The organism is Streptomyces sp. NPDC101776, assembly GCF_044766845.1.
Classification (GTDB): Bacteria; Actinomycetota; Actinomycetes; order Streptomycetales; family Streptomycetaceae; genus Streptomyces.
Genome location: NZ_JBIWMV010000002.1, coordinates 720,833 through 745,486, shown reverse-complemented (window position 1 = coordinate 745,486; position 24,654 = coordinate 720,833). Strand labels below are relative to the sequence as shown.

The following is a 24,654-nucleotide window of genomic DNA, read 5'->3' as shown; positions in this document are numbered from 1 at the left end:
GGATCATTCGCGGCACATCTTAGGACCCAACTCCCTTGGCTGGCGCGCTAGTCCGGGTGTTGCGACGGGTGCGCTGCGAAGGGGGCGGACGAGCCGGGCCGTACGCCGGGGAGGGGCACCACAGCGCTATGGCCTGTGCAAAAGCGCGGGGAGGGCACCCATGCGGCTACCTTGATGGCTACGCAAGACGAGATCCCGTCCAGGATCATGGGCATGTCCTCGGGTAGAAGCAGGATCACGAAAACAACCTTCGAAGGCCGGAAGCCTTTCGCCAGCCCCTGCCGGGCCGGGCCGCAGCCACCTTGCGAGCGAAAGCGTCCATGGCCTCCGGCGAGTGCAGCAGGGTCTGCACGGCGACCAAAGCCTGGCCGAACAGATGGCTCCGCGCGTCGGACCCCTTGGCCCGCTTCACCATGACCAGGACGTCGTCCGGGCACAGCAAGTCTCAGACCTCTGCACCGTTGCCCCGTGCAGCGCCGTCCGGACGTTGTCACGGTCGAAGCAGACGTACCCGGGCCGCAGGTCGGACACCGACGCGTTGCACTTCCGCTCCGTCTCCCCGGGCGCCACCTCCGCCTCGATCCAGCGCAGCACACTTGACGTCCAGATGACGTCGCCCTTCTCCGCTCGGGTGTGCGCGTAGAGGGTGACTGTGCCGTCCCGGAGCGCGGCGAAGCGCGTTCCCTCCCCCTGCACGCGAGCCCGGTTGAGGACGTACTCCGGACTGGGTTTCGACACGTGCCACCAATCCGCCCACATGTATCGGTGTTTGCTGCTTGCAATGTCATGGGCATTCTGTATGGGTCTGATCACCTGCGTGGGTGCAGCCTTGGGGGGCCGATGTCACGAGGGGATGTCCGGACAGGAAGAGGAAAAGGCGCCACCGGATCGGTCGCCGATCTCGTCGCGGAGTTCGGGCAGGAGGTCAGGGCCAAGCTGCAAGGTCCCGGCGGGGCAGACAGCAGCAAGGAGGAGAGCCTCACCGCGCCGGTGGAGCACCTGCTGCGCGGCATGGCGTTGCGGCAACGCCTCAAACTCATCGCCCACGGTCAGACTCGCGTGAAGCGACTCAGGATTCGACCCGACTTCGCCATCAGCTGCGGCAGCAGGACCATCGGGCACGTCGAACTGAAGCAACCGGGCAAGGGGGTCGATCCGGAGAAGTGGTCTGCGAAGAGCCACGACCGGAAGCAGTGGGAGAAAGTCAAGGCTCTCCACAACGTCCTGTACACGGACGGATACACATGGGCGGTCTACCGTTTCGGCGTGCAAGTCGGCCCCACCGGAATTCTCGTCGGAGATCTGGAGTCCGGCAACCGGCAACTCGCCGTCGCGGACAGCGGGTTCGAGCGCACCCTCACGCACTTCTTCGCGCCGGCGCCCCTCGCTAACGGCAGCATCGACGAACTGGTCAGGCGCATCGCGGGAATCTGCGCCCTGCTGCGCGACGAAGTCACCGAACGTCTCACCCGCGAGGAGAGCGGAGAAGCCGATGCGGCGTTCTCGATCCTGGCCGGGAACTGGAAGGATCTGCTCTTTCCCGACGCTCGTCCAGAAGAGTTCGCAGACCACTACAGCCAGACCCTGACCTTCGCCATCCTGCTGGCCCGCCTCGATCGCATCGATCTGGACAAGCTCTCCCTCCCCGATGTCGCGATCCGACTAGGTAAACGGCACTCCCTGATGGGCAAGGCGCTGGCGGTGCTGACCGATGAGGCCCTCGACGATCTGCGAGGGATCATCGACCCGCTGATCGACGTCATATCCGCCGTCGACCCCGAGATGTTCAAGGACGAGACCGGCGACGCCTATCTCCACCTGTACGAGGGCTTTCTGAGCGCCTACGACCCGGAGCTGCGGCGACGGACGGGGACGTACTACACACCTGGTGAGATCGTCCGCTTCATGGTCGGGTTCACCGACGAGGTACTGCGTGACCGGCTCGGCCAGGAGGACGGGTACGGAAGTGACGACGTCACCGTGGTCGACCCGGCCATGGGTACCGGAACCTTCCTCATCAACATCATCGACCACGTGGCCAAGCACTTCGCGCTGAAGTTCGGCAGCCAACTCAAGTCCGGGCTCCTGCGGGAACTCTCGAAGCGGCTCGTCGGGCTGGAGAAACAGACCGGGCCCTACGCGGTGGCCGAACTCCGTGTCCACCATGCCTTCCAGGCTCATGACACCGATGTGGCACGCCAGCCACCAAGACTTCTCGTGGCCGACACACTCGATGACCCGGCCGTCGAGCACCATCTGGGGCTGATGTACGAGGCGATCGCCCGGCACCGCCGCATGGCGAACAAGGTCAAAGCGGACGAGAAAGTCATGGTGGTCATCGGCAATCCGCCCTACCTGCGGGGCGCGAAGCAGTCGGGTGTCGGACGCTGGGTCACCGACGGCAATCCGAACGGCCAAGGCCCGATCCTCGCGCGCTTCCACCCGGAGGACAACGGCCGCGTCGGATACGCCCTCGACAACCTCTACGTCTACTTCTGGGCGTGGTCCACCTGGAAGGTGTTCGACCAGCTGACGGCTTCGGGCACGCCGAAGGCGCCCAGCGGGGTCGTCGCTCTCATCACCAACTCCGGTTTTCTGGACAGTGAGGGCGCGGCCGGCATGCGTCACTACTTGCGCGAGGCGGCCGACGAGGGTTGGGTCATCGGTCTCTCACCCGAAGGCCCCTACTCCGACGCACGCACCCGTGTCTTCCAGGACGTGAAACGCGAGATCTGCATCGCCGTCTTCGTCCGTCGGAGTTCCCCTGATCCGACGAATCCGGCGCGGGTATGGCGACTGGACGTCCCTGCGGGCACGCGTGAGGAGAAGTTCGGCTGGCTGGAAGGACTCGGCCTCGAAGGTCACCAGGACGGGATTTCCTGGCAGCTCTGCCCCACACAGTGGACCGCGCCCTTTCACGTCACGTCCGACTCCGAATGGTCAGCCATGCCGCCAGTGGACGCCTTGCTGCCCTGGACGAGTTCCGGCAACAAGAACAACCGCAGTTGGCCCGTCTCGCCCAGCCAGGACGTTCTGGAAAGACGCTGGCGAAGGCTCGTCCAGGCTCCGGCAGAGGCCAAGGCGGCGCTGATGAAGAGCACAGGGGATCGCCGTCCGGACAAGCCCGAACCGCCCCTGCCTGGCCAGCAGGAGAACGTCAGTCTCTCCGCGGAGAAAGAGACAGATCCGGTCATTGCCCGGTACGGCCGGATGACCTTCGATCGGCAGTACATCATCGCGGACCGGAGAGTGATCGACCGGCCGCGGCCGGCCTTGTGGTTCGCCCACAACGACGACCGTCAGATCTACCTGTCCGAACTCCACACAGAATCGGGCCGCCCTGGCCCGGCGGTGAGCTTCACCGCCCTTCTGCCCGACATTCATCACTTCAAAGGCACCGAAGGCGGCCGCGTCGCGCCCCTCTACCGCCACCCTCACCAGGCGGAACCGAACGTGACGCCCGGACTGCTACAGCTGCTCACCAGGACGCACGGTGTCACCGTTACCGCCGAAGACCTCTTCGCGTACATCGCGGGGATAGCAGGCCACAGCGGCTACACCCGGCGCTTCGCCACGAACCTGGCCGAGCGGGGCGCTCGGATCCCCCTGACGCGTGACCCGGCCTTGTGGACCGAAGTGGTGGAGGCGGGCAGGCGTACGGTGTGGATCCACACGTACGGCCAGCGTTTCGCCTCTCACCACCACGGCAGCCAGCCCGGACCGGTACCGAGACTTCCCCCGGCAGAGCAGCCTGAATGCGTCGTCGCGATCGGAGAGGACAACGAGTTGCCGGACAGCATCACCTACGACACTTCGACGCACACCCTCACCGTGGGTACCGGATCCATCCGTCCTGTGGCGCCGGAAGTCTGGAACTACCAGATCGGCGGAGTACAGGTGATCCGCAAGTGGTTCGGCTTCCGCAAGCGCAAGCCGGATGTGGAGCGACAGACCCCTTTGAACGACATCCTGCCTCCGAGCTGGCCTTCCCGGTGGACCGTCGACCTGTTGGATCTCATCAACGCGCTCGGGCTCCTCGTGGCCCTCGAGCCTCGACAGGCCTGGCTTCTGGACGCCGTGAACAGCGGCTCGCTCATCACCACCGAGGACCTCCGTGGCGAGGGCATCCTGCCGGTGCCCGCCTACGCGACCAAGGAACCGAGGCCACCGCGGCAGTCTCGGCGCACCCCCGGGCCCGGTCAGGAGGCCTTCGATTTCCCGAACTGACAGGTGATGGCATCCGCCGGATCCTCCACCCCACCGCTCACCACGTCTTCCAGGTGCCGCAGGCGAACGGCCCGTGAGCAGTAGCGCTGGACCGCGACGAACACGCCCCACATGTGGACGAAGGTACGCAGAGGCGCGAAGGACTGGGCCCGCTGAGCGCTGGTGGCGGCACGCAGGGCGTCCGGGGTCAGGGCGGGCATGGGGACGAGCGGCTCACCGGCCTGCGGCTGGGCATGCGGTGCGCTCGCGGTCGTGCTCCCGGTTCGGGGGTGGACGTTGACTGCGCTCTGGACGGAACCCGCGCCGCACTGAATCGACCGCCGGATCGGCTCAAGGACATTGAGTCGATCGCGCCTGATCACGGCGTCCATTGTCAGTGACCGAGTCCCGGTGGCGGTCCCCAACCAACAATGGGACTCGGCCACTTCGCTCGCCGCGTGTCCGGTTCACCCATCGGCCTGAGACGGGGACCGTAGATCGATAGCGTGGTGCGAAAACGAGAGTGATGTGGGGGCCATGAGAGCGGACACCGTCGATCTACGACGCATCTTCGGCAGGGACATCCGATACACGGTGCCGTTGTTCCAGCGGCCGTACGTGTGGACCAAGGACGACAACTGGGCAGCCTTGTGGGAGGACATTCGCCGCACCGTCGAGCGGGCCGAACAGTCCGCGCAGACCGGGGACACGGTGGCGCCGCATTTCCTCGGCGCGGTGGTCTTCGACGAGACGCCCTACCCTTCGTCGAGCCTGGAGACCCGCCAGGTCATCGACGGTCAGCAGCGTCTGACGACACTTCAGTTGTTTCTCTTCGCAGCCCGGCTGTCGGCGACGGCACTCGACCACGAGCGGTCGGTGCGGCTCCTGAGCAAGTTCTTGGAGAACGACCAGGACTTGTTCGACAGCGGCCAGCATCCGGACCACTTCTACAAAGTCTGGCCCACCAACGCCGATCGTGACGAGTTCCGCTCCGTGATGCTCGGAGAGGGAGGAAACGGTCGTCTCGCTGAGGCTGTCGCCTTCTTCCAGCAGGAGATCGACGCGTGGCTGGCGGAATGCCCTGAACCTCACGCACGCCTCGGAACGCTGGTACAGACGATGCGGGAGCAACTGCGCCTGGTCATCATCGACTTGGAGGAGCACGACGACGCACAGGTCGTTTTCGAGACGCTCAACAGCCGCGGTACGCCTCTGGAACACGCGGATCTGATCAAGAATCTGCTCTTCCGCAACGCCGAACACTCCGGAGCGGACGTCGACCGGCTCTACAAGGTGTACTGGTCTCCCTTCGACCAGGACGAGTGGCGCACCGTGCAGACAACCGGCCGCATCACACGCAGCCGCCTCGACGTCTTCCTGACGTACTGGCTCACGATGCGCACACGGCGTGAGTTCACCGCGTCCTCCCTTTTCAAGGAGTTCGAGCACTGGGTGAACTCGGCGAACGCCCCCAGTGAGGAGGTCTTCGCCGAACTCGCGCGCTACGCCGAGATCTACGACCGGATCGACCAGCGTCCGCTCCCCGGCATCGAAAGTCGTTTCCTGTACCGCATGAAGGTCATGCAGACCTCCACCCCGATGCCCCTGCTCCTCTTCCTCTACGGCCTCGACGACTCCGTACTGCCGGTGGAGCGGCGGCACCGGGCCATCCGGGCGATTGACAGCTACCTCCTCCGCCGGGCGATTCTCAACCTGAGCAGCCGCGACTACAACAACGTCTTCCGCGAGCTCGTCACAGCCGCAGCTCGGCAGCCCGAGCGCGCGGACGAAGCGATCATCAAAGCGCTCTCAGCCATGCATGGTCATCACCGCCAGTGGCCCATCGACGCCGAATTCCGTACCGCACTGGAACAAGACCCCATCTACACCCGCCTCTACCGTCACCGCGTCCGCATCCTCCTCGAAGCGCTGGAGGACGAACTGCGCACGGACCACACCGAGCAACTCACCGTCCCTGTCGGCGAGCACCTCGGGGCGAAGCTGACCATCGAGCACGTCATGCCGCAGAGCTGGCGCGAGAACTGGCCTCCCCTCGACGACGATCCCTCCGAAGGCGCCGACCGCGACGAACTGGTCCACACTCTCGGCAACCTGACCCTGGTCACCGCCCGTCTGAATCCCGCACTGGGCAACATGGCATGGGACGACAAACGGCAGTGGCTCAGCGAACACAGCCTCCTTCGGCTCACCCACGGCACGCTGCTCAACCCGCCGCCGACCGCCGAGATCGACGGGTGGGCCTCTGCCTGGAACGAGCACCGCATCCACGCGCGGGGCGCCTATCTCGCGTCGCTGGCTCTGAATATCTGGCCGCGCGCAGACCAACTGCTCGCCGCTCCAGTGCGATCAGGACCCGAAGGCGAGTGACGTAGGCAGCGCTCCGCAATCAGTTCGTTCAGTTCGTTCAGTTCGTTCAGTTCGTTCAGTTCGTTCAAGGGCACTCATACATCGCCACCGTACGAACAATGGTCCTGGCCTGGATCAATATTCCCAGGTCAGGACCATAAACGACAGACGAGCCGGGCCGTACGCCGGGTTCTGTGTCCGGGAGGACCTCACGGTCCCCCCGGCGACGGCCATCCATCTAGGACCGGTGTTGCCACCGGCCTCGTGCGGTCTACCCGCGGACTCGGGCGGGCAGCCCTCGGACGTCCGCGCAGGAGCCCTTTCCAATCCTAGGAAGGAACTCCCTTTTGACCTTGCTCCGGGTGGGGTTTACCTAGCCGCCTGAGTCGCCTCAGGCGCTGGTGGTCTCTTACACCACCGTTTCACCCTTACCCGGCGCCGAAGCGCCGGGCGGTCTGTTTTCTGTGGCACTGTCCCGCGGGTCACCCCGGGTGGCCGTTAGCCATCACCCTGCCCTGTGGAGCCCGGACGTTCCTCGGGGAGTTCCCGCTAGGGGCACTCCACGCGACCGTCCGCCCGGCTCGTCTGCCGTGTCGACCATGCTACCGGGCGGGCGCGGCCCTTCCGACCGGCACCGGATCCTCCCCCGCCCGGCCCCGCCGTCGCCAGCACCGACCCCGCCAGGATCAGCGTGAAGGCCACCGCGATGCCCACCGTCAGGCTCTCCCCCAGGAACAGCGCGCCCGCCGCCACCGCCACCGCCGGGTTGACGTACGTGATCACCGTCGAACGCGTCGGGCCGACCTCCTTGATCAGCTCCAGGAAGGCCACGAACGCCACCGCCGTGCAGATCACGCCCAGGCCGGCGAGGGAGGCCAGGACATGGGGCGAGGGGACCGAGGACGGCCAGGTCAGGGCCGCTGCCGGGGCGTAGACGAGGGCCGCCAACGCCAGGCAGGGGGCGGTCAGTTGGAGGGTCGGGACGTCCTTCAGGTAGCGGGCCGCGATCAGCGGCGCCGTCGCGTAGCCGAGCACCGTCAGCAGCACCTCCGCCAGCGAGCGCGCGTCGCCGCCCGTCAGATGCGGGACCGTGAGGACCGTGACCCCGGCCAGGCCAAGGCCCAGGCCCGCCACCCGCCGGGTGCCCAGCCGCTCCGTCGCGCCGAAGAAGCGCGCCATCAGCACGCCGACTATCGGTACGCCCGCGATCAGCAGACCCGCAGTGGAACTGGACAGATGGCGCTCGGCGTCCGTCAGCGTGAACCACGGGACGATGATCTCTATGCACGCGAAGGCCAGCATCGGACGCCAGTGCGACCGGACCGTACGGGTCAGGCCGCCCTGTCGTAGCGCGAACGGGAGCAGGAGTACGGCGCCCAGGGCGCAGCGTGTGAAGACGACCATGGACGGGGACAGCGGGGCCTCCACCGCCACCTTGATCATCAGGTAGGGGATGCCCCACACCACTCCCATCAGGGAGAACAGGAACCAGCCGCGTGCAGTCATACGGCGAGGATGGGCCGTCCCCTCATCGGGCGTCTTGAACGCTGTTGCGGTACGCCGCCGGCGTCACCCCCAGCACCCGCCGGAACCACCGCGTCAGATGCGCCTGGTCCGCGAAGCCCACCTGCGCCGCGACCTCGGCGGGGCGCCCGCCCGCCTCCAGCAGGCAGCGGGCCCTCGTCACCCGGTGCTGGGCGAGCCAGGCGTAGGGCGGGATCCCCATCGTCGTACGGAAGGCCCGCAGGAGCTGGTAGCGGGACAGGCCGAAGTCCTCCGCGAGGCAGGAGAGCGAGGGCGGGGTCAGCAGCTCGTCGGCCAGGCGGTCCCGTACCGCGTGTGCCACCCAGGCCGCGCCCACGACCAGGTCCGGTGCCGGGCGGGACGTTGAGTGGCGGCGGGCCAGGGCCGTGAGGAGCCACGGGAGGCGGGACTCCGCCTCCAACGGGTCCGGGCAGACGCTGAGTTGGGTGTGCGCCGTGCGCAGGGCTACGGCGAGTTCGGCGTCGTCGAGGAGGGGTTCGCGGAAGTGCGGGAGGCCGCCGAGGATGCCGTCCGTGAGGAGTGCGGGGTCCGCGTAGAGGGCACGGTAGGCGTAGCCGGCGGTGGTGCTGCCGGGGCCGCCTGTGTGCATCTCGCCGGGCTCGAGTACGACGATGGAGCCGGGGGCGGTACGGATGTGGCCGCCGCGGTAGTCGATGAGTTCCGAGCCGTCGACGCAGACGCCGATCGTGAACTCGGCGTGCGCGTGCGGGGCGTAGACGTGCCGGTCGAAGCTGGCCGTCAGGAGGTCGAGGGGCGGGCCGCAGGGGCCCAGTCTCGCTCTCGTCCACAGTGCCTGCTCACGTGCGCCCACCGGCCGCACCCCCTTTCCTCCACAGGGTGCAACGCTCCGGGGCCGCGTGTCATGCCGGGGTGAGCGCCCGCTCCAACGCGTCGAAGGCCGCGCACACCCGTGCCCGGTGGTCGTCCACCAGGCTTTCCGCCGACTCCCCCGCGAACACGCGGCGCGCGGTGGTGACGTAGACCGTGCGGTACGCGGCGACGGTCAGGGCCGCGGTGAGGGCGGGGTCGGGGGTGTCCGGGGCGGTTTCGGCGAGGGTCTCGGCGAGGGCGTTCTCGATCTCCTCCAGCGCCTCGCGGCCCCGGGCGCGCAGGGCGGGCGAGTCGGCCACGACCTCCCAGAAGTCGGGGAATCCGCGGTCGGGGCCGCCCAACGGGTGGCGCCGGTCGAGGAGTTCGAGGGCGAGGCGGCGGAGCGCGGCGAGCGGGCTCTCGCCGGGCGCGCGGTGGCGTACGGCCCCGCTGAACACCTCGACGGCCTCCGGGATGCGGTCGAGGAACAGGTCCTCCTTGCGCGGGAAGTAGTTGAAGACGGTCATCGTCGACACCTCGGCGGCGCGCGCGACCTCCGCCACCGACACCTGGTCGAAGCCGCGCTCCCGGAACAGCGCCGAGGCGACGTTCGAGATCCGCTGCCGTGTGGCCCGCTTCTTGCGCTCCCTCAGCGGCAGCTCGGCCGCGTCTGCGCTCCCGGTCTCATTCCCGTTCTCGTTCTCGTTCTCGTTCACGGGAGCAGTGTAGCCAATATAATTTTTTAGTGACTACAATCAACCCATGAACACTGACACTGACACTGACACTGACACTGACTACGACGTCGTCATCGCCGGCGCCGGGCCCATCGGGCTGCTGCTCGCCTGTGAGCTGCGGCTCGGCGGGGCGCGGGTGCTGGTCGCGGAGCGGCTGGCCGAGGTGGACGAGACCGTCAAGGCGGGCGGCATCAACACCCTCACCGCCGTCGCCCTCTACCGGCGGGGGCTGCTGCCCGCGCTGAGCGAGGTCCAGACCGAGACGGCGAACGGCATGAAGGAGTTCCTGCGGACGCGGAGCGGTGGCGAAGGAGCCGCCCCGCCGCCGAAGTCCGCCGGCCACTTCGCCGGGATCACCCTGCGCGCCGATCTGCTCGACGCGTCGGACCCCGCCCTCGCGGAGGTCGGTCCACCCGGCGAGGTCGGACGGTTCGTCCCGCAGGCCCCGCTGGAACGGCTGCTCGGCCGGCGCGCCGACGAACTCGGCGTGGAGGTGCGCAGGCAGGTCGAGTTGACCGGCTTCGACGCGGACGCCGAGGGCGTGACCGTGCACCTCGCGCCCCTCGCTCCTGCGGACGGTTCCGCGCCGCAGTCCGTCCGGGCCGGCTGGCTGGTCGGCTGCGACGGCGGACGCAGCATCGTGCGCAAGCTCACCGGGGTCCCGTTCCCGGGCAGCGCACCGGAGATCACCGGCTACCAGGCGATCGCCGACCTGACCGGCACAGAGGATCTGCGGAACGGCTGGAACGCCACCGACGCGGGGATGTACACATACGGCCCGATGCCGGGACGGATCGTCAGCATCGAGTTCGACGGGCCGCCCGCGGACCGCCAATCCCCGCTCACCACCGAGGAGTTGCAGGCCAGTGTGCGCCGGGTGACCGGTGTCGACGTCACCGTGCACAAGGTCCGCTCGGCGACCCGGTTCACCGACAACTGCCGTCAGGCGGCGACCTATCGCGCGGGCCGGGTACTGCTCGCGGGCGACGCGGCGCACGTCCACTCGCCGTTCGGCGGGCAGGGGCTCAACCTCGGTGTCGGGGACGCGATGAACCTCGGCTGGAAGCTCGCCCTGGTGGTGAGCGGCCGGGCGCCTGCCGGGCTGCTCGACACCTACACGGCGGAACGGCATCCGATCGGCGCCTGGGTGCTCGACTGGACCCGCGCCCAGATCGCGGTGATGCGCCCCGACGCGCACGCCCGTGCCCTGCGCGGGGTGATCACCGACCTCGCGGGGACGGTCGACGGGACGACGTACTTCGTCCAGCGGATCTCCGGCGCCTGGCAGCGCTACGACCTCCCCGGCGACCACCCCCTGACCGGCCGCAGCGCCCCCGACCTCGAACTCGCCGACGGCAGCCGCCTCGGCGACCACCTCCACACCGGCCGCGCCCTCCTCCTCGACCTCACGGACGACCCCGGACTCCGGGCCCGTGCGGCCGGTTACGAGGGCGTGGTGGAAGTCCTCACCGCCACCTGCCCCCAACACCCGGAACTCGCCGGACTGTTGGTGCGCCCGGACGGGATCACCGCGTGGGCGGCGGACCCGGACAACGGCAAGGACGATCCGACGGAGGCGCTGCGGCTGTGGTTCGGCGCGCCGCTTGGCGCTTGACACTGACGCGGCGGCAGCATCTGCACTGACCCCATGAGAACCAACTGGGCAGGCGGCGGGCGGGTGTTCGGGTATGCGCGGGCACGACGGGCCCTGGTGGCCGGGTCGGCGCTCGCGTGTGTACTGGAGACGCTCACCATGTCGGTACTGCTGCGGCACTGGCCGGTGCTCCACGAACTGGTGCCGGCCCTGGGCGTCTGCGCGGTCGCGTCCGTCGCCGCCCTGCACGCGTCCTCGCTCGCCCGCCCGCACCTGCTGGACACGCGTGATCTACGGCTCCGGCGGGCCGTCCGCGCCGACGTGGTCGTCCCGCTGGGTCATATCGCCTCCGCCGAGGGCGAGTTGCGGGTGGCCCGCCGCCGGGCCGACGGCGAACTCGACCTCCCCGTCGGCTTCCGTACCTCCGTCACCCTCCAACTCGCCGAGCCCGTGACCCACTTCACGCTCCTCGGCCGCCAACGGACGGTCCACACCGTCCACTTCCACGCCGACGACGCCGACCGTGTCGTAGAGACAGTCATGGAAGCGGTCAGGCGGGCGCGAACCGTACCTTCGACGTGCCCGGGTCCGCCTGCGTGAGGCGGACGCGCAGGCGTTCGCCCAACGGCAGCGGAGTGGTGCCGCCTTCGAGTCGGGCGACTACGGCCGGGGTGTCCAACTGGACCTTTCCCACGTTGGGTTGGCGTTCCTCGACGTCCACCACGTAGCCGTCGAAGAGTTCGCCGACGCGGTCCTTGAGGAGCGCGGCCTCGACGATGTCGACGCACTCGCGCTCGACGGTGCCCGCGAGACGAGTGCCGTCGGCCATCTCTTTGGGGAGGGCGTCGAGGCCGGCCAGTACCCAGGCGGGCGGGGCGCCGGGAGCGAGGCAGAGCTCGGCGGTGTAGCGGTCGACCAGCCGTCGTAGCGGGGCCGTGCAGTGGGTGTAGGGGGCGGCGACGGCCGCGTGGGTGGTGACGGGCGGGAGGACGCCGTCCCGGAAGACCGTGTAGCCCGCGCCGCGCAGCAGGGTCGTGCACTCCTGGAGGAAGGCCGCGTGGTGCGGGAGGTGCGGGTCCAGGGAGCGGATGAGTTCGGCGTACGACATGTGGTGCGGCCAGTCGATGCCCAGGGCGTGCGCGGTGTGGTGGAGGCGGCCGACGGCGCCGTCCGGGGCGGTGGGCAGGGTGCGCAGGACGCCCGTGCCGTGGGTGAGCATCAGGTCGGCCGCGGCCATGCCGGTGAGCAGGGAGATCTGGGCGTTCCAGCCGTCGGCGGGGAGCGGGGCGCGGTAGGCCAGTTCGTAGCCGTGGTCGCGCTCGACGATCTCCTGCTCGGGCACGTTGAGGGAGATGCCGCCACGCTCGGCCTCCAGCCGTTCGCGCGCCTCGCCGATGTCCTTGAGCAGCGCGAGCGGCTCCTCCGCGGTACCCGCGTCGATCCGCCGCTGCGCGGTCGCGTAGTCGAGTTTGGCCCGGCTGCGGACGAGGGCGCGACGGACGTCCACGGCGGACGTACGGCCGTCCGCGTCCAGGTCGATCGTCCACAGCACCGCCGGCCGGGTCACGTCCGGCAGCAGACTCGCGGCGCCCTCGCTGAGCAGGGGCGGGTGCAGCGGGGTCTTCTCGTCGGGGAAGTAGAGGGTGGTGACGCGGCGGTGGGCCTCCGCGTCGAGCGCTCCGCCGGGTACGACGAAGGCGGCGACGTCGGCGATGGCGTACCGGACGCGGAAACCGCCGCCCGCCCGGCGGGACAGGTGCATCGCCTGGTCGAGGTCCATCGACGTGGGCGGGTCGACGGTGAAGAAGGGGATGGCGGTCGCGTCCTCGCGGTCGGCCGGTGCGGGGGCCTTCGCCGCCCGTTCCGCCTCGGCCACGACCTCCGGCGGGAAGCTCTCGGGTACGCCGAGTTCGGTGCGGAGCGCGGTGAGGGCGGCGCGGAGCGGGGCTTCGGGGGTGCCGGTCACCCGGATGCGGCGGCGGGGCATGACACGAGCGTAGGCATAATCCGCCCGGCCGCACCCTTTACGCTGGCGCAGCACCCACCGTAAGGAGAAACCCACCGTGCTCGTCCTGCTGCCGCCCTCCGAGGGCAAGGCCTCCGCCGGCCGCGGTGCCCCGCTCAAGCCGGAGTCGCTCTCGCTGCCGGGCCTCGCCGACGCCCGCGCGGCCGTCCTCGACGAACTCGTCGACCTGTGCGCGGCCGACGAGGACAAGGCACGCGAGGTGCTCGGCCTGAGCGAGGGGCTGCGCGGCGAGATCGCCAAGAACGTCGACCTGCGGACCGCCGGCGCGCGACCCGCCGGGGAGATCTACACGGGTGTCCTCTACGACGCCCTCGACCTGGCCTCGCTGGACACCGCCGCGAAGAAGCGGGCCGCGCGCTCGCTGCTGGTGTTCTCCGGGCTGTGGGGCGCGGTGCGGGTGACGGACCGGATTCCGACCTACCGCTGCTCGATGGGGGTACGGCTGCCCGGGCTCGGGGCGCTGGGCGCGCACTGGCGGGCGCCGATGGCGGCCGTGCTGCCCGAGGTCGCGGGGAGCGGGCTGGTGCTGGATCTGCGGTCCTCGGCGTATGCGGCGGCGTGGAAGCCGAAGGGGGAGATCGCTGGGCGGACGGCGACCGTACGGGTGCTGCACGCGCCGACCCGGAAGGTCGTCAGCCACTTCAACAAGGCGACGAAGGGGCGGATCGTGCGGAGTCTGTTGACCGCGTCGGCCGCGCCCGGGACGCCGGCGGAGTTGGTGGAGGCGTTGCGGGGGCTGGGGTACGAGGTGGAGGCGGTGGCGCCGGGGCGGGCGGGGCAGGCCTGGGCGCTGGATGTGCTGGTGGACGAGATTCACTGAGCATCGCGCTTGGGTTCTCAGTAGGATCGAGCGTGCGTTGCAGTCTGCGCAATGACCTTTGCGTGCGCTGCATCGGCTCGGCAGGATGAGGGCATGGTCTCCTCCTCCCTGCTCGGGCTCGCTCCCGTTCTTCCCGTCGTCGTCATCGAGGACGTCGCCGATGCCGTGCCGCTCGCGCGGGCGCTGGTGGCCGGTGGGCTGCCGGCGATCGAGGTGACCTTGCGGACGCCGGTCGCGCTGGAGGCCTTGCGGGCGATCGCGGGTGAGGTGCCGGGGGCGGTGGTCGGGGCCGGGACCGTGCTGACTCCGGGGCATGTGAAGGAGTGCGTGGCGGCGGGGGCGCGGTTCCTGGTCAGTCCCGGGTGGACGGAACTGCTGCTGGAGGCGATGCAGGCGTCCGGAGTGCCGTTCCTGCCGGGGGTGTCGACGACGTCCGAGGTGGTGGCGCTGCTGGAGCGCGGGGTGCGGGAGATGAAGTTCTTCCCGGCTCAGGCGGCGGGCGGTACGGCGTATCTCAAGGCGCTGGCGGGGCCGTTGCCGCAGGCGCGGTTCTGTCCTACCGGCGGGATAGGGGTCGACTCCGCGCCGGAATACCTGGCGCTGCCCAACGTCGGCTGTGTGGGCGGGAGTTGGATGATCCCGGCGGATGCGGTGGCCGCGCGCGACTGGGGGCGGATCGAGGTGCTGGCCCGCGAGGCGGCGGGGCTCAGCGCAGGTGGGACGTGTCGTTGAACAGCCGTACGCTCGCGTTGCCGTCCGCGTAGTACGCCACCGCGGAGATCGAGGCCGCCGAGAGTTCCATGCGGAACAGGGCCTCCGGCGGGGCGCCCAGGGCGAGTTGGACGAACGTCTTGATCGGGGTGACGTGGGTGACGAGCAGGACCGTGCGGCCCGCGTAGGCCGCGATCAGCTTGTCGCGGGTGGCGGCGATACGGGTTGCCGTCTCCGTGAAACTCTCGCCGCCGCCGGTGGGTTGGGCCGTGGGGTCGCCGAGCCAGGTGGTCAGGTCGTCCGGGTAGCGCTCTCTGACCTCGCCGAAGGTCAGGCCCTCCCAGGCGCCGAAGTCCGTTTCGCGCAGGCCCTCTTCGATCGTCACGTCCAGGCCAAGGCGGTCTGCTACGGCCGCTGCGGTTTCCCTTGTGCGGGTGAGAGGGGAGGCGAGGATGTGCTGGATGGTGCCTCGGGCTGCCAACTCGGTTGCCGCGCGGGTGGCTTGGTCCTGGCCTGTGGGTGAGAGGGAGGGGTTGGTGCCGCCGCTGCCGGAGAAGCGCTTCTGGGGGGTGAGGGGGGTTTCGCCGTGGCGCAGGAGGACGAACGTCGCGGGGGCGCCCATGTCTGCGGGGGCCCAACCTGCGCTGGGGGTGGCTACGTTGCGGGCGGCGCGGACGTCAGGGTCGGTCGTCGTCGGAGTGCGGGCCGGTGGGGGCTGGTCGCGCCCGCGCGGCGGAGCCGCGTGTGTCACGGCCCCGCGCCCCTTAGGTGTGTCGCCTGAGCCGGTGCTTCGAAGTTCGGCCGTTGAATCCGCAGCCGACCACTGCTCGCCCCGCTTCCCCGCGTCCATCGCCTCGTTGGCCAACCTGTCCGCGTGCTTGTTCCGCTCCCTCGGGATCCACTCGTACGTCACCTGACCGTCCGGGAACACCGAACCCGCCTGCGCCGCCAAGGGCTTCATGTCGGGGTGTTTGATCTTCCAGCGGCCCGACATCTGCTCGACGACCAGCTTGGAGTCCATGCGGACGTGGATGTGGGCGGAGGGGTCCAGGGCGTGGGCGGCGCGCAGGCCCGCGACCAGGCCGCGGTACTCGGCGACGTTGTTCGTGGCGATGCCGATGTACTCGGCCGCCTCCGTCAGGGTCTCCCCCGTCGTCGCGTCGATGACCACGCTGCCGTAGCCCGCGGGGCCCGGGTTGCCCCGGGAACCGCCGTCTGCCTCGACGATGAACTCCCGCACGGCGCAAGCTCCTTACAGGCCGGACTCGGACGTGCGCACCAGGATGCGGCGGCAGTTCTCGCAGCGGACCACCGTGTCGGGGGCCGCCGCGCGGATCTCGTTGAAGTCGGTGATGGCGAGCTCCTGGCGGCAGCCCTGGCAGGTGCGCTGGTACAGCTTGGCCGCGCCGATGCCGCCCTGCTGCTGGCGCAGCTTGTCGTAGAGCTTGAGGAGGTCCGCGGGGATGGTCGCCGAGACGACCTCGCGCTCCTTCTCGGCCGTGGCCTCATCGGCGTCGAGGGTCTCGTAGGCGGCCTCGCGGCGGGCGGTCGCGTCGTCGATCCTGCCCTGCACGGAACCGACCCGCTCGGTCAGTTCGGCGGTGCGCTCCTGCGCGGACTCACGGCGCTCCATGACCTCGAGGACGATGTCCTCCAGGTCGCCCTGGCGCTTGGCGAGGGAGACGATCTCGCGCTGGAGGTTCTCCAGGTCCTTGGGGGACGTGACGGCGCCCGAGTCGAGGCGCTGCTGGTCGCGGGTGGCGCGCTGGCGCACCTGGTCGACGTCCTGCTCGGCCTTGGTCTGCTCGCGGGCGCAGTCGCTCTCCTCGGTCTGCACGGCCACGAGCAGGTCGCGCAGTTGCGTGAGGTCCTTGGTCAGCGAGTCGATCTCGGCGTGCTCGGGCAGGGAGTTGCGCTTGTGCGCGAGCTGCGAGAGGCGGACGTCGAGTGCCTGGACTTCGAGGAGTCGGATCTGGTCGGCGGGCGCGGCGTTCAGTTGGGGGCTCCCAGTGGGTCAGGTGTGGTGGAGGACGCCGCGTGGGCGGTCCAGGGGTCGGTGACCGTCTTGGAGACGTGGACCCTGAGGTCCCATCCCTCGCGGTCGGAGATCTCGTCGAGCTGGGCGGCGGCCAGCTCGCACCAGGGCCACTCGGTGGCCCAGTGCGCGGCGTCGAGCAGCGCGAGAGGGTTTTGGGCGCGATCCGCAATAAATTCTGACACGGGGTGGTGGCGGAGGTCCGAAGTCAGGAACGCGTCGACGCCCGCCGCTCGTACGTCGTCGAAGAGGCTGTCGCCGGAGCCGCCGCTGACGGCGACCGTGCGGACCAGGGCGTCGGGGTCGCCGGCGACGCGGATGCCCTGCGCGGTGGCGGGCAGCCGCTCAGCGGCGCGGGCCGCGAGTTCGCGGACGGTGAGCGGGTGGTCCAGCTCGCAGACCCGGCCCAGGCCCCGGCGGCCCTCCGGGTCGGTGGGGTCCGGCACGAGCGGCCGTACGACACGGAGGTCGAGCGCGCCCGCGAGGGCGTCGGAGACTCCCGGGTCGGCGCGGTCGGCGTTGGTGTGGGCGACGTGCAGCGCGATGTCGTGCTTGATCAGGGTGTGCACCACGCGGCCCTTGAAGGTGGAGGCCGCGACCGTGGTCGTACCGCGCAGGTAGAGGGGGTGGTGGGTGACCAGCAGGTCGGCGCCCAGCTTCACGGCCTCGTCGACGATCTCGCGCACGGGGTCCACGGCGAACAGCACGCGGGTGACGTCCTGGTCCGGGTCGCCCACGACGGTGCCGACCGCGTCCCAGGACTCGGCCCGCTCGGCGGGCCACAGGTTCTCCAGCGCGGCGATGACTTCGGACAGGCGGGGTACGGACTGACGGGGCACGGGCAAAGGCTACCTGGCCGGACCGATCGGCTGAACCGCTGAAGCGGCCGCGGGGAGGCGGGCGGCCCCGTTCAGCACACCCGCCCCCGTTTCCTCAGGCGAATCGTTACTTGGCCACCCTTATGTGTGATGAGCCTGCTCATCGGTCCCACGTCCGTACGTGCGAAAACTAGTTTCGTCGCCGGAGGTGACCGAACCATGACGGCATGTGCGATCGAGCCCACGGCGGCGGACGAAGACGGGGACGAGCGCGTGGACGAGCGCGGGGCTCCGCAGAGCGATGGCACCGCGTGTGCGATCACCGCGGACGGGGCGTACGCCGCCCGCCTCGCGCCGGCCGGTGACTGTCTGTTCCCGGAGCGCTGGACGCTGGACGGCCCCGAGCCGTACGCCGTGCCGCTGCCCGGCAACCAGCCCGAGGAGCCGGGTACGGAGGTGCAGCCGATGGGCGACGGGCGGGTGCTCATCCGGCGGCTGGTCGACGGGCGGCACGCGTTCTCGCTGCTCTACCCGACCGGCCCGGGCACCGGTGAGCTGCCGCTCGGCGCGGTCGAGTGCCCGGACCCGGACACCCGGCTGCGGCTGCTGCCGCCCGCGCCGGGCGGTGAGAAGGCGTACGCCCTCGCCGTGGGCCGGCGTTCGACCGCCGTGTGGCTAGTGGCGGGCGGGGCCTTCGGTCCCGAGCATCTCGCGATGGTCCCGGGGCGCTGTTCGGGCGGGGTGTGGCTGGACCGGTCGGGGCGGATGCTGGCGCTGGACCGGGAGGTCGGCGGGCGCACCAAGGCGATCGTGGTCGACCTGGAGCGGGACGGGGAGGTGTCGCCGCTGCTGCAGATCGCCGCGGACAGCGACGACCGGCTGCTGGCCGCCGATCCCGACAGCGGGCTGCTGCTCATCCGCTCGGACGCGCCGTCGCCGGGGCGGGGGGACCGGCTGGGCTGGGGGGTGATCGGCTCCACGCTGCCGGTGCGCTTCCCGGAGTGCCTGCGGGTGCCGGACTGCACGGTGACGCCGTTCGCGATCCAGCCGGGGCAGGTGCTGATGCCGGAGAACTGCGGGGTGGCGCTGCGCGTCGACGGCCCGGCCGGCACCTGGTTCGCCGTATGGCGGCCCGCGGAGCGGCAGTTGCTCCAACTCCCGGCGCCCGAGGGGTGGTTGGCGGGCGCCGGGCTGTGGACCGAGGACGGGGTGCTGCGACTGCCGTACGCCACACGGGAAGTCCCGTGCGGTGTGGCGCGGTTCGCGGTGCCCAGGGGGGCGGGGGGAACGGGGGACGCGGGGACCGCGGGGGTGGGGGCCCTCGCGGTCACGGGGGACGCAGGGGGGACCGGGGACAGGGGGGACAGGGGGGAATCGCGCCCGGAGGATCCGGTTCGGGACGGGACGGCAGGTGCGCCTGGGGAGGCCGCGCCGAAGCCGTCCGAACCAGATCCTCCGGTGCCGGTGACGCCCCGCCCGGTGCCCTTGCGGGAGGCTCCGCTCAAAGGCCGGGTGGCCGTCGGGTAACAAACGGGTGCGGCTCGGTAACGAAGTCGTTCCGGACCGCGGTCCGTCGCGCGTCACCCCGAGGACGGCTGGATAAGATCGCCGTGCTGTAAGAAGGATCATGTTTTCTACGGGGTGAAGTATCCGATGAACGACAACACGAACAGCGCGCAGACCATGTCTGCCGACGCACACGACGCCTCCGGGCACGGCAAGCACCGGGGCCCGGTCTCGGCACAGGACGGCGACGCTGCCGCCCACGGCCGACACCGCAAGCCGTCCGAGCAGTCCACGCAGTCGAAGTACGCGAACGCCTGACGGAACGTCAGTACCATGGCCCCGCTCGTCTCCGGACGAGCGGGGCCTTCGCGTTCCCTACCCCGCGCCCGACTCCCGCTTTAGCCCCAGCACCTCCGCCGCCGCGAACGTCTCGCCGTCCGGTCGCTGCGCATAGTGCGGAGTGAGTACGGCGTCCAGCTCGTCGTAGCTGAAGAGGTCCTGCTTGCTGTCGAACTTGGCCTGGACGTGCGGGCGTTCGACGATCGCGACCATGCCGCCGTGGACGACGAGGAGCTGCCCGTTGATCCGTTCGGCGGCCGGTGAGGCCAAGTAGCCGACGAGCGGGGCGACATGCTCGGGAGCGAGCGGGTCGAGCCCCTCGTCCGGTTCCTGGAAACCGGCGAAGACGTCCTCGGTCATCCGGGTGCGGGCGCGCGGGCAGATGGCGTTCGCGGTCACGCCGTACTTGGCCAGCGCCAGGGCCGTGGAGGTGGTCAGGCCGACGATCCCGCCTTTCGCGGCGGCGTAGTTGGGCTGTCCCGCCGAGCCCGCGAGGTAGGCCTCGGACGAGGTGTTCACGATCCGCCCGTACACCGGCGCACCGGTGGCCTTGGACCGCTCGCGCCAGTGCCGGGCCGCGAAGTGGGTCGTGTTGAAGTGGCCCTTGAGGTGGACGCGGATCACCGCGTCCCACTCGCCCTCCGTCATGGAGAAGACCATGCGGTCGCGCAGGATGCCCGCGTTGTTGACGACGATGTCGAGCTTGCCGAACTGCTCGATCGTCAACTCGACCAGTTCGGCGGCCTGGTGGAAGTCGGCGACGTCCCCGGTGTGGGCGATGGCCCGGCCGCCCGCCGCGCGGATCTCGGCGGCGACCTGTTCGGCGGGGCCCGCGGAGGCCTCGCCCGAGCCGTCCCGGCCCGGCTGTCCGTAGTCGTTGACGACGACGGCCGCGCCGAGCCGGGCGAGTTCGAGCGCCTCGGCCCGGCCCAGGCCCCGTCCGGCACCCGTGACGATCGCGGCGAGTCCCTCAAGTGGCAGTGTCATGACCGGCCTTCAGATCTCGATGCAGGTACGCAGGGCCGTCCCCTGGCGCATCTGGTCGAGGGCCTCGTTGATGTCGGCGAGCGGCACCCGGTGGGTGATCAGGCTCTCCAGGTCGACGCGGCCCGCCCGCCACAGGGCGATCGTGCGCTCGTAGGAACGCAGGACGTCTCCCCCGCCGTACATCGAGGGCAGAATGCGCTTCTCGTCGAAGAACAGCTCGAACATGCTGAGTTGGAGATAGTCGTCGAGGGCGCCCGCGCCGACCACGACGAGGGTGCCGCCGCGGCGGGTGTTCTCGTAGGCGGTGCGGGCGGTGGCGGAGCGGCCGACGACCTCGAAGACGTAGTCGAAGCCCTCGCCCGCGGTGACCTCCTGCTTGGCGGCGGGCAGCTCGTCCGGTGAAACCGCCCTCGTGGCACCGAACTTGAGCGCGGAGTCGCGGCGCGAGGCGACCGGGTCGACAGCGACGATCTCGGCGGCGCCCTTGAGCCGGGCGCCCTGGATCGCGGAGATGCCGACACCGCCGCAGCCGATCACGGCGACCGACGAACCGGCTTCCACGTCGGCGGTGTTGAGGGCGGCGCCGAGTCCGGTGGTGACCCCGCAGCCGATCAGGGCGGCGATGTCGAAGGGCACGTCGTCGGGGATCGGCACCGCGCAGCCCGCGTCGACGACGACCTCCTCGGCGAAGGTGCCGGTGCCCGCGAAGCCGAATACGTCGGAGGGACTGCCGCCGGGGCGCTTGAAGTTGGGGGTGCCCGCGTTCATGAAACCGGCCAGGCACAGCTGGGTCTGGCCGCGCTTGCAGGCGGGACACACGCCACAGGCCGGCAGCCAGCAGACGACGACCCGGTCGCCGGGCTTCAAGTGGCCGACGCCCTCGCCGACTTCGAGGATCTCGCCGGCGCCCTCATGGCCGGGCACGAACGGCGCGGGCTGCGGCAGGACGCCTGCCATCGCGGACAGGTCCGAGTGGCACAGCCCCGTGGCGCGCACCCGGATCCTGACCCGGCCGGGCCCGAAGCCCGTCGTCTCGACATCGTCGAGGACTTCCAGTTTGTCCTGGCCTATCTCGTGCAGTACGGCTGCGCGCATGGGGCGCTCCCCTCGACTCTGCTCAACTCGGGCCTGGTTCAGGAGTGTTCGACGATCGTGTCGGCGAGGACGGGTGCGTCGTCCCGCTCGACGGCGCTCACCGCGACTCGCACGGTGCCCGCGCCCGGCTCGCCCTGCCGCCACATGCGGATGCGCAGCGTCTCGCCGGGGAACACCACTCCGGCGAACCGGGTGTCGTAGCCGCGCACCCGGGTCACATCGCCGTCGAGCAGGGTGTCGACGACCGCCTTGAGCGTCATGCCGTAGGTGCACAGCCCGTGCAGGATGGGCCGGTCGAACCCGGCGAGCTTGGCGAACTCGGGGTCGGCGTGCAGCGGGTTCCAGTCGCCGGAGAGGCGGTAGAGGAGGGCCTGGTCCTCGCGGATGCGCCGCTCGACCAACTTGTCGGGGGCGCCCGTCGGTGGTTCGGGGCGGGTGGAGGGCCCGCGGTCGCCACCCCATCCCCCCTCCCCCCGTACGAAGATCTGCGCGTCGTTGGTCCACAACGGGCCGTCGGCGTCGGCGACTTCGGTGCGCATGACGAGGACGGCCGCCTTGCCCTTGTCGTAGACGGCGGCGATGTTGCCGGTGCTGGTCGCGGTGGACTGGGCCGGGATGGGGCGGTGCAGGCGCAGGGACTGGCCGCCGTGCAGGACGCGGGCGAGGTCGACCTCGATGCCGGGCATGGACAGGCCGCTGATCACGCCGGGCGAGCCGTTGCCCGCGACGGTGGCGAAGCTCGGCAGGACGTGCAGCCGGGACTCCAGGGTGTAGCGCAGCTCGTCGGGGTCGGTCGCCGGGGTGCCCGCGCCGAGGCCGAGGTGGTAGAGCTGGACGTCCTTGGTGTTCCAGGAGATCTGTCCCGAGCGGGGTTCGGCGGCGAGTGCCTTGGCGGCGTCGATCGGCATGGGTCTCCTGTCGGTCGGTGGCGGACATCGGCGGCGGCTCATGTCCATGGCGGCGTAAGACCTCGGTGCGGCCGTCCGCACCGTCGGCCGCACCGAGGTCGCCACGGGCCGACCTAGAACGCGTTCCAGTCCGGCGACCCTTGTATAGCCGAGCGTCCCTTACTTGTGAAGTCTCCTGACACTGTGTCAGGTCGGTGCCCGTGGCGGCACCCGTGACATTTGTCCCGCCCGAGTCCGTACAAGCGCATCTGCCGCGCGGCGGCCCGGATTCGTAGCGTCGTAGCCATGACACAGACAGGTGGGGCGGCGGGTGGGGCGGCAGTCCGGGAGCGTGCCGTGTCCTTCGCGGGGGCGGTCAAGACCTTCGGCGCGGTGCGGGCCGTGGACGGTGTGGACCTGGAGATCGGGCGCGGCGAGACGGTCGCGCTGCTCGGCCGCAACGGCGCGGGCAAGTCGACGGCGATCTCGCTGCTGCTCGGGCTGAACGCGCCCGACGCCGGCACGGTCGAACTGTTCGGCGCGGCACCCGAGTCGGCCGTACGCGGCGGTCTGGTCGGGGCGATGTTGCAGGAGGCGCGGGCGGTGCCCCGGGTGACCGTCGGCGAGCTGGTCGCCTTCGTCGCCCGGCGCTATCCGGCGCCGATGCCCGTGCCCCGGGCCCTGGAACTGGCCGGGATCGGCGAGCTGGCCGGGCGGCGGGTGGACCGGCTGTCGGGCGGGCAGACGCAGCGGGTGCGGTTCGCCGTGGCGCTGGCCGGGAACCCGTCGCTGATCGTGCTGGACGAGCCGACCGCGGCGCTGGACGTGGAGGCGCGGCACGCGTTCTGGCAGTCGATGCGGGGCTATGCGCGGCGCGGCCACACCGTCCTGTTCTCCACCCACTACCTGGAGGAGGCCGACGCGCACGCCGACCGGATCGTCGTCATCGACCGCGGCCGGATCGTCGCGGACGGCACCGGCGAACAGCTCAAGCGGGCGGCCGGCGGCAGCCTCGTCTCCTTCGACCTGGCGGGCCGCCCCACCGAGGACCTGGCCCACCTCCCCGGCGTCCGCAGCCTCGAAGTCCGCGGCGACCGCGCCCTGTTGCGCACCGACGACTCGGACGCGACGGTGATCGCCCTCGCCGCGCGGAACGCGATCCGCGGCCTGGAGGTCACCCCGGCGTCCCTCGACGACGCGTTCCTGGCACTGACCGCACACGAACTCGAACCCGGACTGGAGACGGTGTGATGCCCGGCCGCCCTCGGCCCGGCCGCCCTCGGCCCGGTGACCGCCGCACTGTGCGTGATCCCGGCTCGACGACCGGCCGCACGGACACCGATCGCACGAACATCGATCGCACGGACACCGACCGCCCGCTCGACGCCACCCCGGCGACCTCGCGCCACCGTTCCCCCGCCCGCACCACCCCCGAGACGGAGACCGCCCGATGATCGACTACCTGCGCCTCGAAGTCCGCCGGACCCTGCGCGACGTCGGCTTCGTCATCGGCGGTGTCGCCATGCCCGTGCTGATGTACCTGCTGTTCACCAACCTCGGCGGCGACGACAGCGGCTACAAGGCCACCGCGATGGTCGGCATGGCCGCCTACGGCGCGGTCGGCTCCGCGCTCAACACCGGGGGCGGGGTCGCCGAGGACCGGGCGATCGGCTGGCTGCGGCAGTTGCGGGTGACTCCGATGACCCCGCGCCAGGTCGTCCTCGGCCGGGCCCTGACCGGTTCGGTGACCGTGCTGCCGGCGATCGTCGCGGTGCTCGCGGCGGGCGGTCTGGTCAACGGCGTACGGCTGGCCGTCTGGCAGTGGGCGCTGATCGCGCTGCTGCTGTGGCTGGGCTCGATCCCGTTCACCCTGCTCGGCCTCGCCAACGGCTACGGCCTCACCTCCCAGACCACCGGCGTCGCCAACATGGCCTGCAACCTGGGCCTCGCGGTGATCGGCGGCCTGTGGTTCCCGATCAGCCTCTTCCCCGGCTGGCTGCGCGCGGTCTCCGCCTGCACCCCCACCAACCGCTTCGCCGAACTCGGCACCTCCGTCGCCGACGGACACGCCCCCGCACTCGGCGCGATCGTGGTTCTGACGGCTTGGCTGCTCGCGTTCGGTTCGTACGCTGTCCTCGCGTACCGCCGGACCGGGCGGACCGTGTGACCGG

Annotated in this window: 23 protein-coding genes, 1 other RNA gene and 1 pseudogene; 11 read left to right on the top strand and 14 right to left on the bottom strand. The window is 70.4% G+C overall.

The features are described from left to right. Positions 1–235: 235 nt before the first annotated feature. Together ACIRRY_RS09165 and ACIRRY_RS09160 are read right to left on the bottom strand one after the other, a co-directional pair. The gene (locus tag ACIRRY_RS09165) at positions 236–415 is read right to left on the bottom strand and encodes a TIGR04141 family sporadically distributed protein (protein WP_403969630.1); all 180 of its coding nucleotides are present in this window, start codon (positions 413–415) and stop codon (positions 236–238) included. After that, positions 409–738, bottom strand: coding sequence for a hypothetical protein (locus ACIRRY_RS09160; RefSeq protein WP_403969627.1), 330 nt, complete (start codon positions 736–738; stop codon positions 409–411). Before ACIRRY_RS09160 ends, ACIRRY_RS09165 begins: the two co-directional genes overlap by 7 nt. A 102-nt stretch (positions 739–840) precedes the next feature. On the opposite strand from ACIRRY_RS09160, the gene ACIRRY_RS09155 reads away from it, so the two are divergent. Further along, positions 841–4,227: a type ISP restriction/modification enzyme gene (locus ACIRRY_RS09155; protein ID WP_403969624.1), complete on the top strand. Its 3,387-nt coding sequence runs from the start codon at positions 841–843 to the stop codon at positions 4,225–4,227. On the opposite strand, the gene ACIRRY_RS09150 is transcribed toward ACIRRY_RS09155, so the two are convergent. Continuing rightward, positions 4,200–4,427, bottom strand: a complete 228-nt coding sequence (locus ACIRRY_RS09150) for a hypothetical protein (protein ID WP_403969620.1) — start codon at positions 4,425–4,427, stop codon at positions 4,200–4,202. The genes ACIRRY_RS09155 and ACIRRY_RS09150 overlap by 28 nt on opposite strands. A 316-nt stretch (positions 4,428–4,743) precedes the next feature. Between ACIRRY_RS09150 and ACIRRY_RS09145 the strand changes: the two genes are divergently transcribed. After that, complete coding sequence (locus ACIRRY_RS09145; RefSeq protein ID WP_403969617.1) at positions 4,744–6,594, top strand: DUF262 domain-containing protein; 1,851 nt, start codon at positions 4,744–4,746, stop codon at positions 6,592–6,594. Between the two features lie 144 nt (positions 6,595–6,738). Here the strand turns inward: ACIRRY_RS09145 and rnpB are convergent. The 4 genes and pseudogenes from rnpB to ACIRRY_RS09125 all read right to left on the bottom strand — a co-directional run bounded on the left by rnpB (position 6,739) and on the right by ACIRRY_RS09125 (position 9,644). Further along, an RNA gene (gene rnpB, locus ACIRRY_RS09140) (RNase P RNA component class A) lies at positions 6,739–7,157 on the bottom strand. Positions 7,158–7,296: 139 nt separating this feature from the next. Next, a pseudogene (locus tag ACIRRY_RS09135) lies at positions 7,297–8,079 on the bottom strand (DMT family transporter); the annotation flags it as partial. 22 nt (positions 8,080–8,101) lie between these two features. Further along, positions 8,102–8,929: a helix-turn-helix domain-containing protein gene (locus ACIRRY_RS09130; RefSeq protein WP_403969614.1), complete on the bottom strand. Its 828-nt coding sequence runs from the start codon at positions 8,927–8,929 to the stop codon at positions 8,102–8,104. 49 nt (positions 8,930–8,978) lie between these two features. After that, on the bottom strand, positions 8,979–9,644 hold the full coding sequence (locus ACIRRY_RS09125) for a TetR/AcrR family transcriptional regulator (protein WP_403969611.1): 666 nt from the start codon (positions 9,642–9,644) through the stop codon (positions 8,979–8,981). Between the two features lie 46 nt (positions 9,645–9,690). On the opposite strand from ACIRRY_RS09125, the gene ACIRRY_RS09120 reads away from it, so the two are divergent. Together ACIRRY_RS09120 and ACIRRY_RS09115 are read left to right on the top strand one after the other, a co-directional pair. Then, the gene (locus ACIRRY_RS09120; RefSeq protein WP_403969608.1) at positions 9,691–11,280 is read left to right on the top strand and encodes an FAD-dependent monooxygenase; all 1,590 of its coding nucleotides are present in this window, start codon (positions 9,691–9,693) and stop codon (positions 11,278–11,280) included. 33 nt (positions 11,281–11,313) lie between these two features. Next, a complete protein-coding gene (locus tag ACIRRY_RS09115; RefSeq protein WP_403969605.1) occupies positions 11,314–11,859 on the top strand; it encodes a hypothetical protein in 546 nt (181 codons plus the stop codon). Here the strand turns inward: ACIRRY_RS09115 and ACIRRY_RS09110 are convergent. Beyond that, positions 11,810–13,246 carry an RNB domain-containing ribonuclease gene (locus ACIRRY_RS09110; protein ID WP_403969602.1) on the bottom strand — a complete coding sequence of 479 codons (1,437 nt, stop codon included), beginning with the start codon at positions 13,244–13,246 and terminating at the stop codon, positions 11,810–11,812. The genes ACIRRY_RS09115 and ACIRRY_RS09110 overlap by 50 nt on opposite strands. A 76-nt stretch (positions 13,247–13,322) precedes the next feature. Here ACIRRY_RS09110 and yaaA point away from each other — a divergent pair, with 76 nt between their 5' ends. Further along, entirely contained in the window at positions 13,323–14,105 is a 783-nt protein-coding gene (yaaA, locus tag ACIRRY_RS09105) for a peroxide stress protein YaaA (RefSeq protein WP_403969599.1), read from the top strand. A gap of 93 nt (positions 14,106–14,198) precedes the next feature. Continuing rightward, positions 14,199–14,837 carry a bifunctional 4-hydroxy-2-oxoglutarate aldolase/2-dehydro-3-deoxy-phosphogluconate aldolase gene (locus ACIRRY_RS09100; protein WP_403969597.1) on the top strand — a complete coding sequence of 213 codons (639 nt, stop codon included), beginning with the start codon at positions 14,199–14,201 and terminating at the stop codon, positions 14,835–14,837. Here ACIRRY_RS09100 and ACIRRY_RS09095 read toward each other — a convergent pair. From ACIRRY_RS09095 to ACIRRY_RS09085, 3 genes are read right to left on the bottom strand one after another with little or no spacing between them, the layout of a single operon-like run. Then, positions 14,812–16,056 carry a bifunctional RNase H/acid phosphatase gene (locus ACIRRY_RS09095; RefSeq protein ID WP_403969594.1) on the bottom strand — a complete coding sequence of 415 codons (1,245 nt, stop codon included), beginning with the start codon at positions 16,054–16,056 and terminating at the stop codon, positions 14,812–14,814. The genes ACIRRY_RS09100 and ACIRRY_RS09095 overlap by 26 nt on opposite strands. 12 nt (positions 16,057–16,068) lie before the next feature. Further along, complete coding sequence (locus ACIRRY_RS09090; RefSeq protein WP_403970867.1) at positions 16,069–16,812, bottom strand: zinc ribbon domain-containing protein; 744 nt, start codon at positions 16,810–16,812, stop codon at positions 16,069–16,071. Continuing rightward, the gene (locus ACIRRY_RS09085; protein ID WP_403969591.1) at positions 16,809–17,690 is read right to left on the bottom strand and encodes a Nif3-like dinuclear metal center hexameric protein; all 882 of its coding nucleotides are present in this window, start codon (positions 17,688–17,690) and stop codon (positions 16,809–16,811) included. Before ACIRRY_RS09085 ends, ACIRRY_RS09090 begins: the two co-directional genes overlap by 4 nt. Before the next feature lie 198 nt (positions 17,691–17,888). On the opposite strand from ACIRRY_RS09085, the gene ACIRRY_RS09080 reads away from it, so the two are divergent. After that, entirely contained in the window at positions 17,889–19,196 is a 1,308-nt protein-coding gene (locus tag ACIRRY_RS09080; RefSeq protein ID WP_403969587.1) for a hypothetical protein, read from the top strand. A gap of 126 nt (positions 19,197–19,322) precedes the next feature. Next, the gene (locus ACIRRY_RS09075) at positions 19,323–19,493 is read left to right on the top strand and encodes a hypothetical protein (protein ID WP_403969585.1); all 171 of its coding nucleotides are present in this window, start codon (positions 19,323–19,325) and stop codon (positions 19,491–19,493) included. A gap of 57 nt (positions 19,494–19,550) precedes the next feature. On the opposite strand, the gene ACIRRY_RS09070 is transcribed toward ACIRRY_RS09075, so the two are convergent. From ACIRRY_RS09070 to ACIRRY_RS09060, 3 genes are read right to left on the bottom strand one after another with little or no spacing between them, the layout of a single operon-like run. Next, positions 19,551–20,501: a 3-oxoacyl-ACP reductase gene (locus ACIRRY_RS09070; protein ID WP_403969582.1), complete on the bottom strand. Its 951-nt coding sequence runs from the start codon at positions 20,499–20,501 to the stop codon at positions 19,551–19,553. Positions 20,502–20,510: 9 nt separating this feature from the next. Beyond that, positions 20,511–21,596, bottom strand: a complete 1,086-nt coding sequence (locus ACIRRY_RS09065; protein ID WP_403969579.1) for a Zn-dependent alcohol dehydrogenase — start codon at positions 21,594–21,596, stop codon at positions 20,511–20,513. Positions 21,597–21,634: 38 nt separating this feature from the next. Then, positions 21,635–22,504, bottom strand: coding sequence for a MaoC/PaaZ C-terminal domain-containing protein (locus ACIRRY_RS09060; protein ID WP_403969576.1), 870 nt, complete (start codon positions 22,502–22,504; stop codon positions 21,635–21,637). Positions 22,505–22,789: 285 nt separating this feature from the next. Here ACIRRY_RS09060 and ACIRRY_RS09055 point away from each other — a divergent pair, with 285 nt between their 5' ends. The 3 genes from ACIRRY_RS09055 to ACIRRY_RS09045 are packed head-to-tail and all read left to right on the top strand — an operon-like array spanning position 22,790 to position 24,650. Beyond that, the gene (locus ACIRRY_RS09055) at positions 22,790–23,734 is read left to right on the top strand and encodes an ABC transporter ATP-binding protein (RefSeq protein WP_403969573.1); all 945 of its coding nucleotides are present in this window, start codon (positions 22,790–22,792) and stop codon (positions 23,732–23,734) included. A gap of 50 nt (positions 23,735–23,784) precedes the next feature. After that, a complete protein-coding gene (locus tag ACIRRY_RS09050) occupies positions 23,785–23,937 on the top strand; it encodes a hypothetical protein (RefSeq protein ID WP_403969570.1) in 153 nt (50 codons plus the stop codon). After that, positions 23,934–24,650 carry an ABC transporter permease gene (locus ACIRRY_RS09045; protein WP_403969567.1) on the top strand — a complete coding sequence of 239 codons (717 nt, stop codon included), beginning with the start codon at positions 23,934–23,936 and terminating at the stop codon, positions 24,648–24,650. Before ACIRRY_RS09050 ends, ACIRRY_RS09045 begins: the two co-directional genes overlap by 4 nt. Positions 24,651–24,654: the final 4 nt, after the last annotated feature.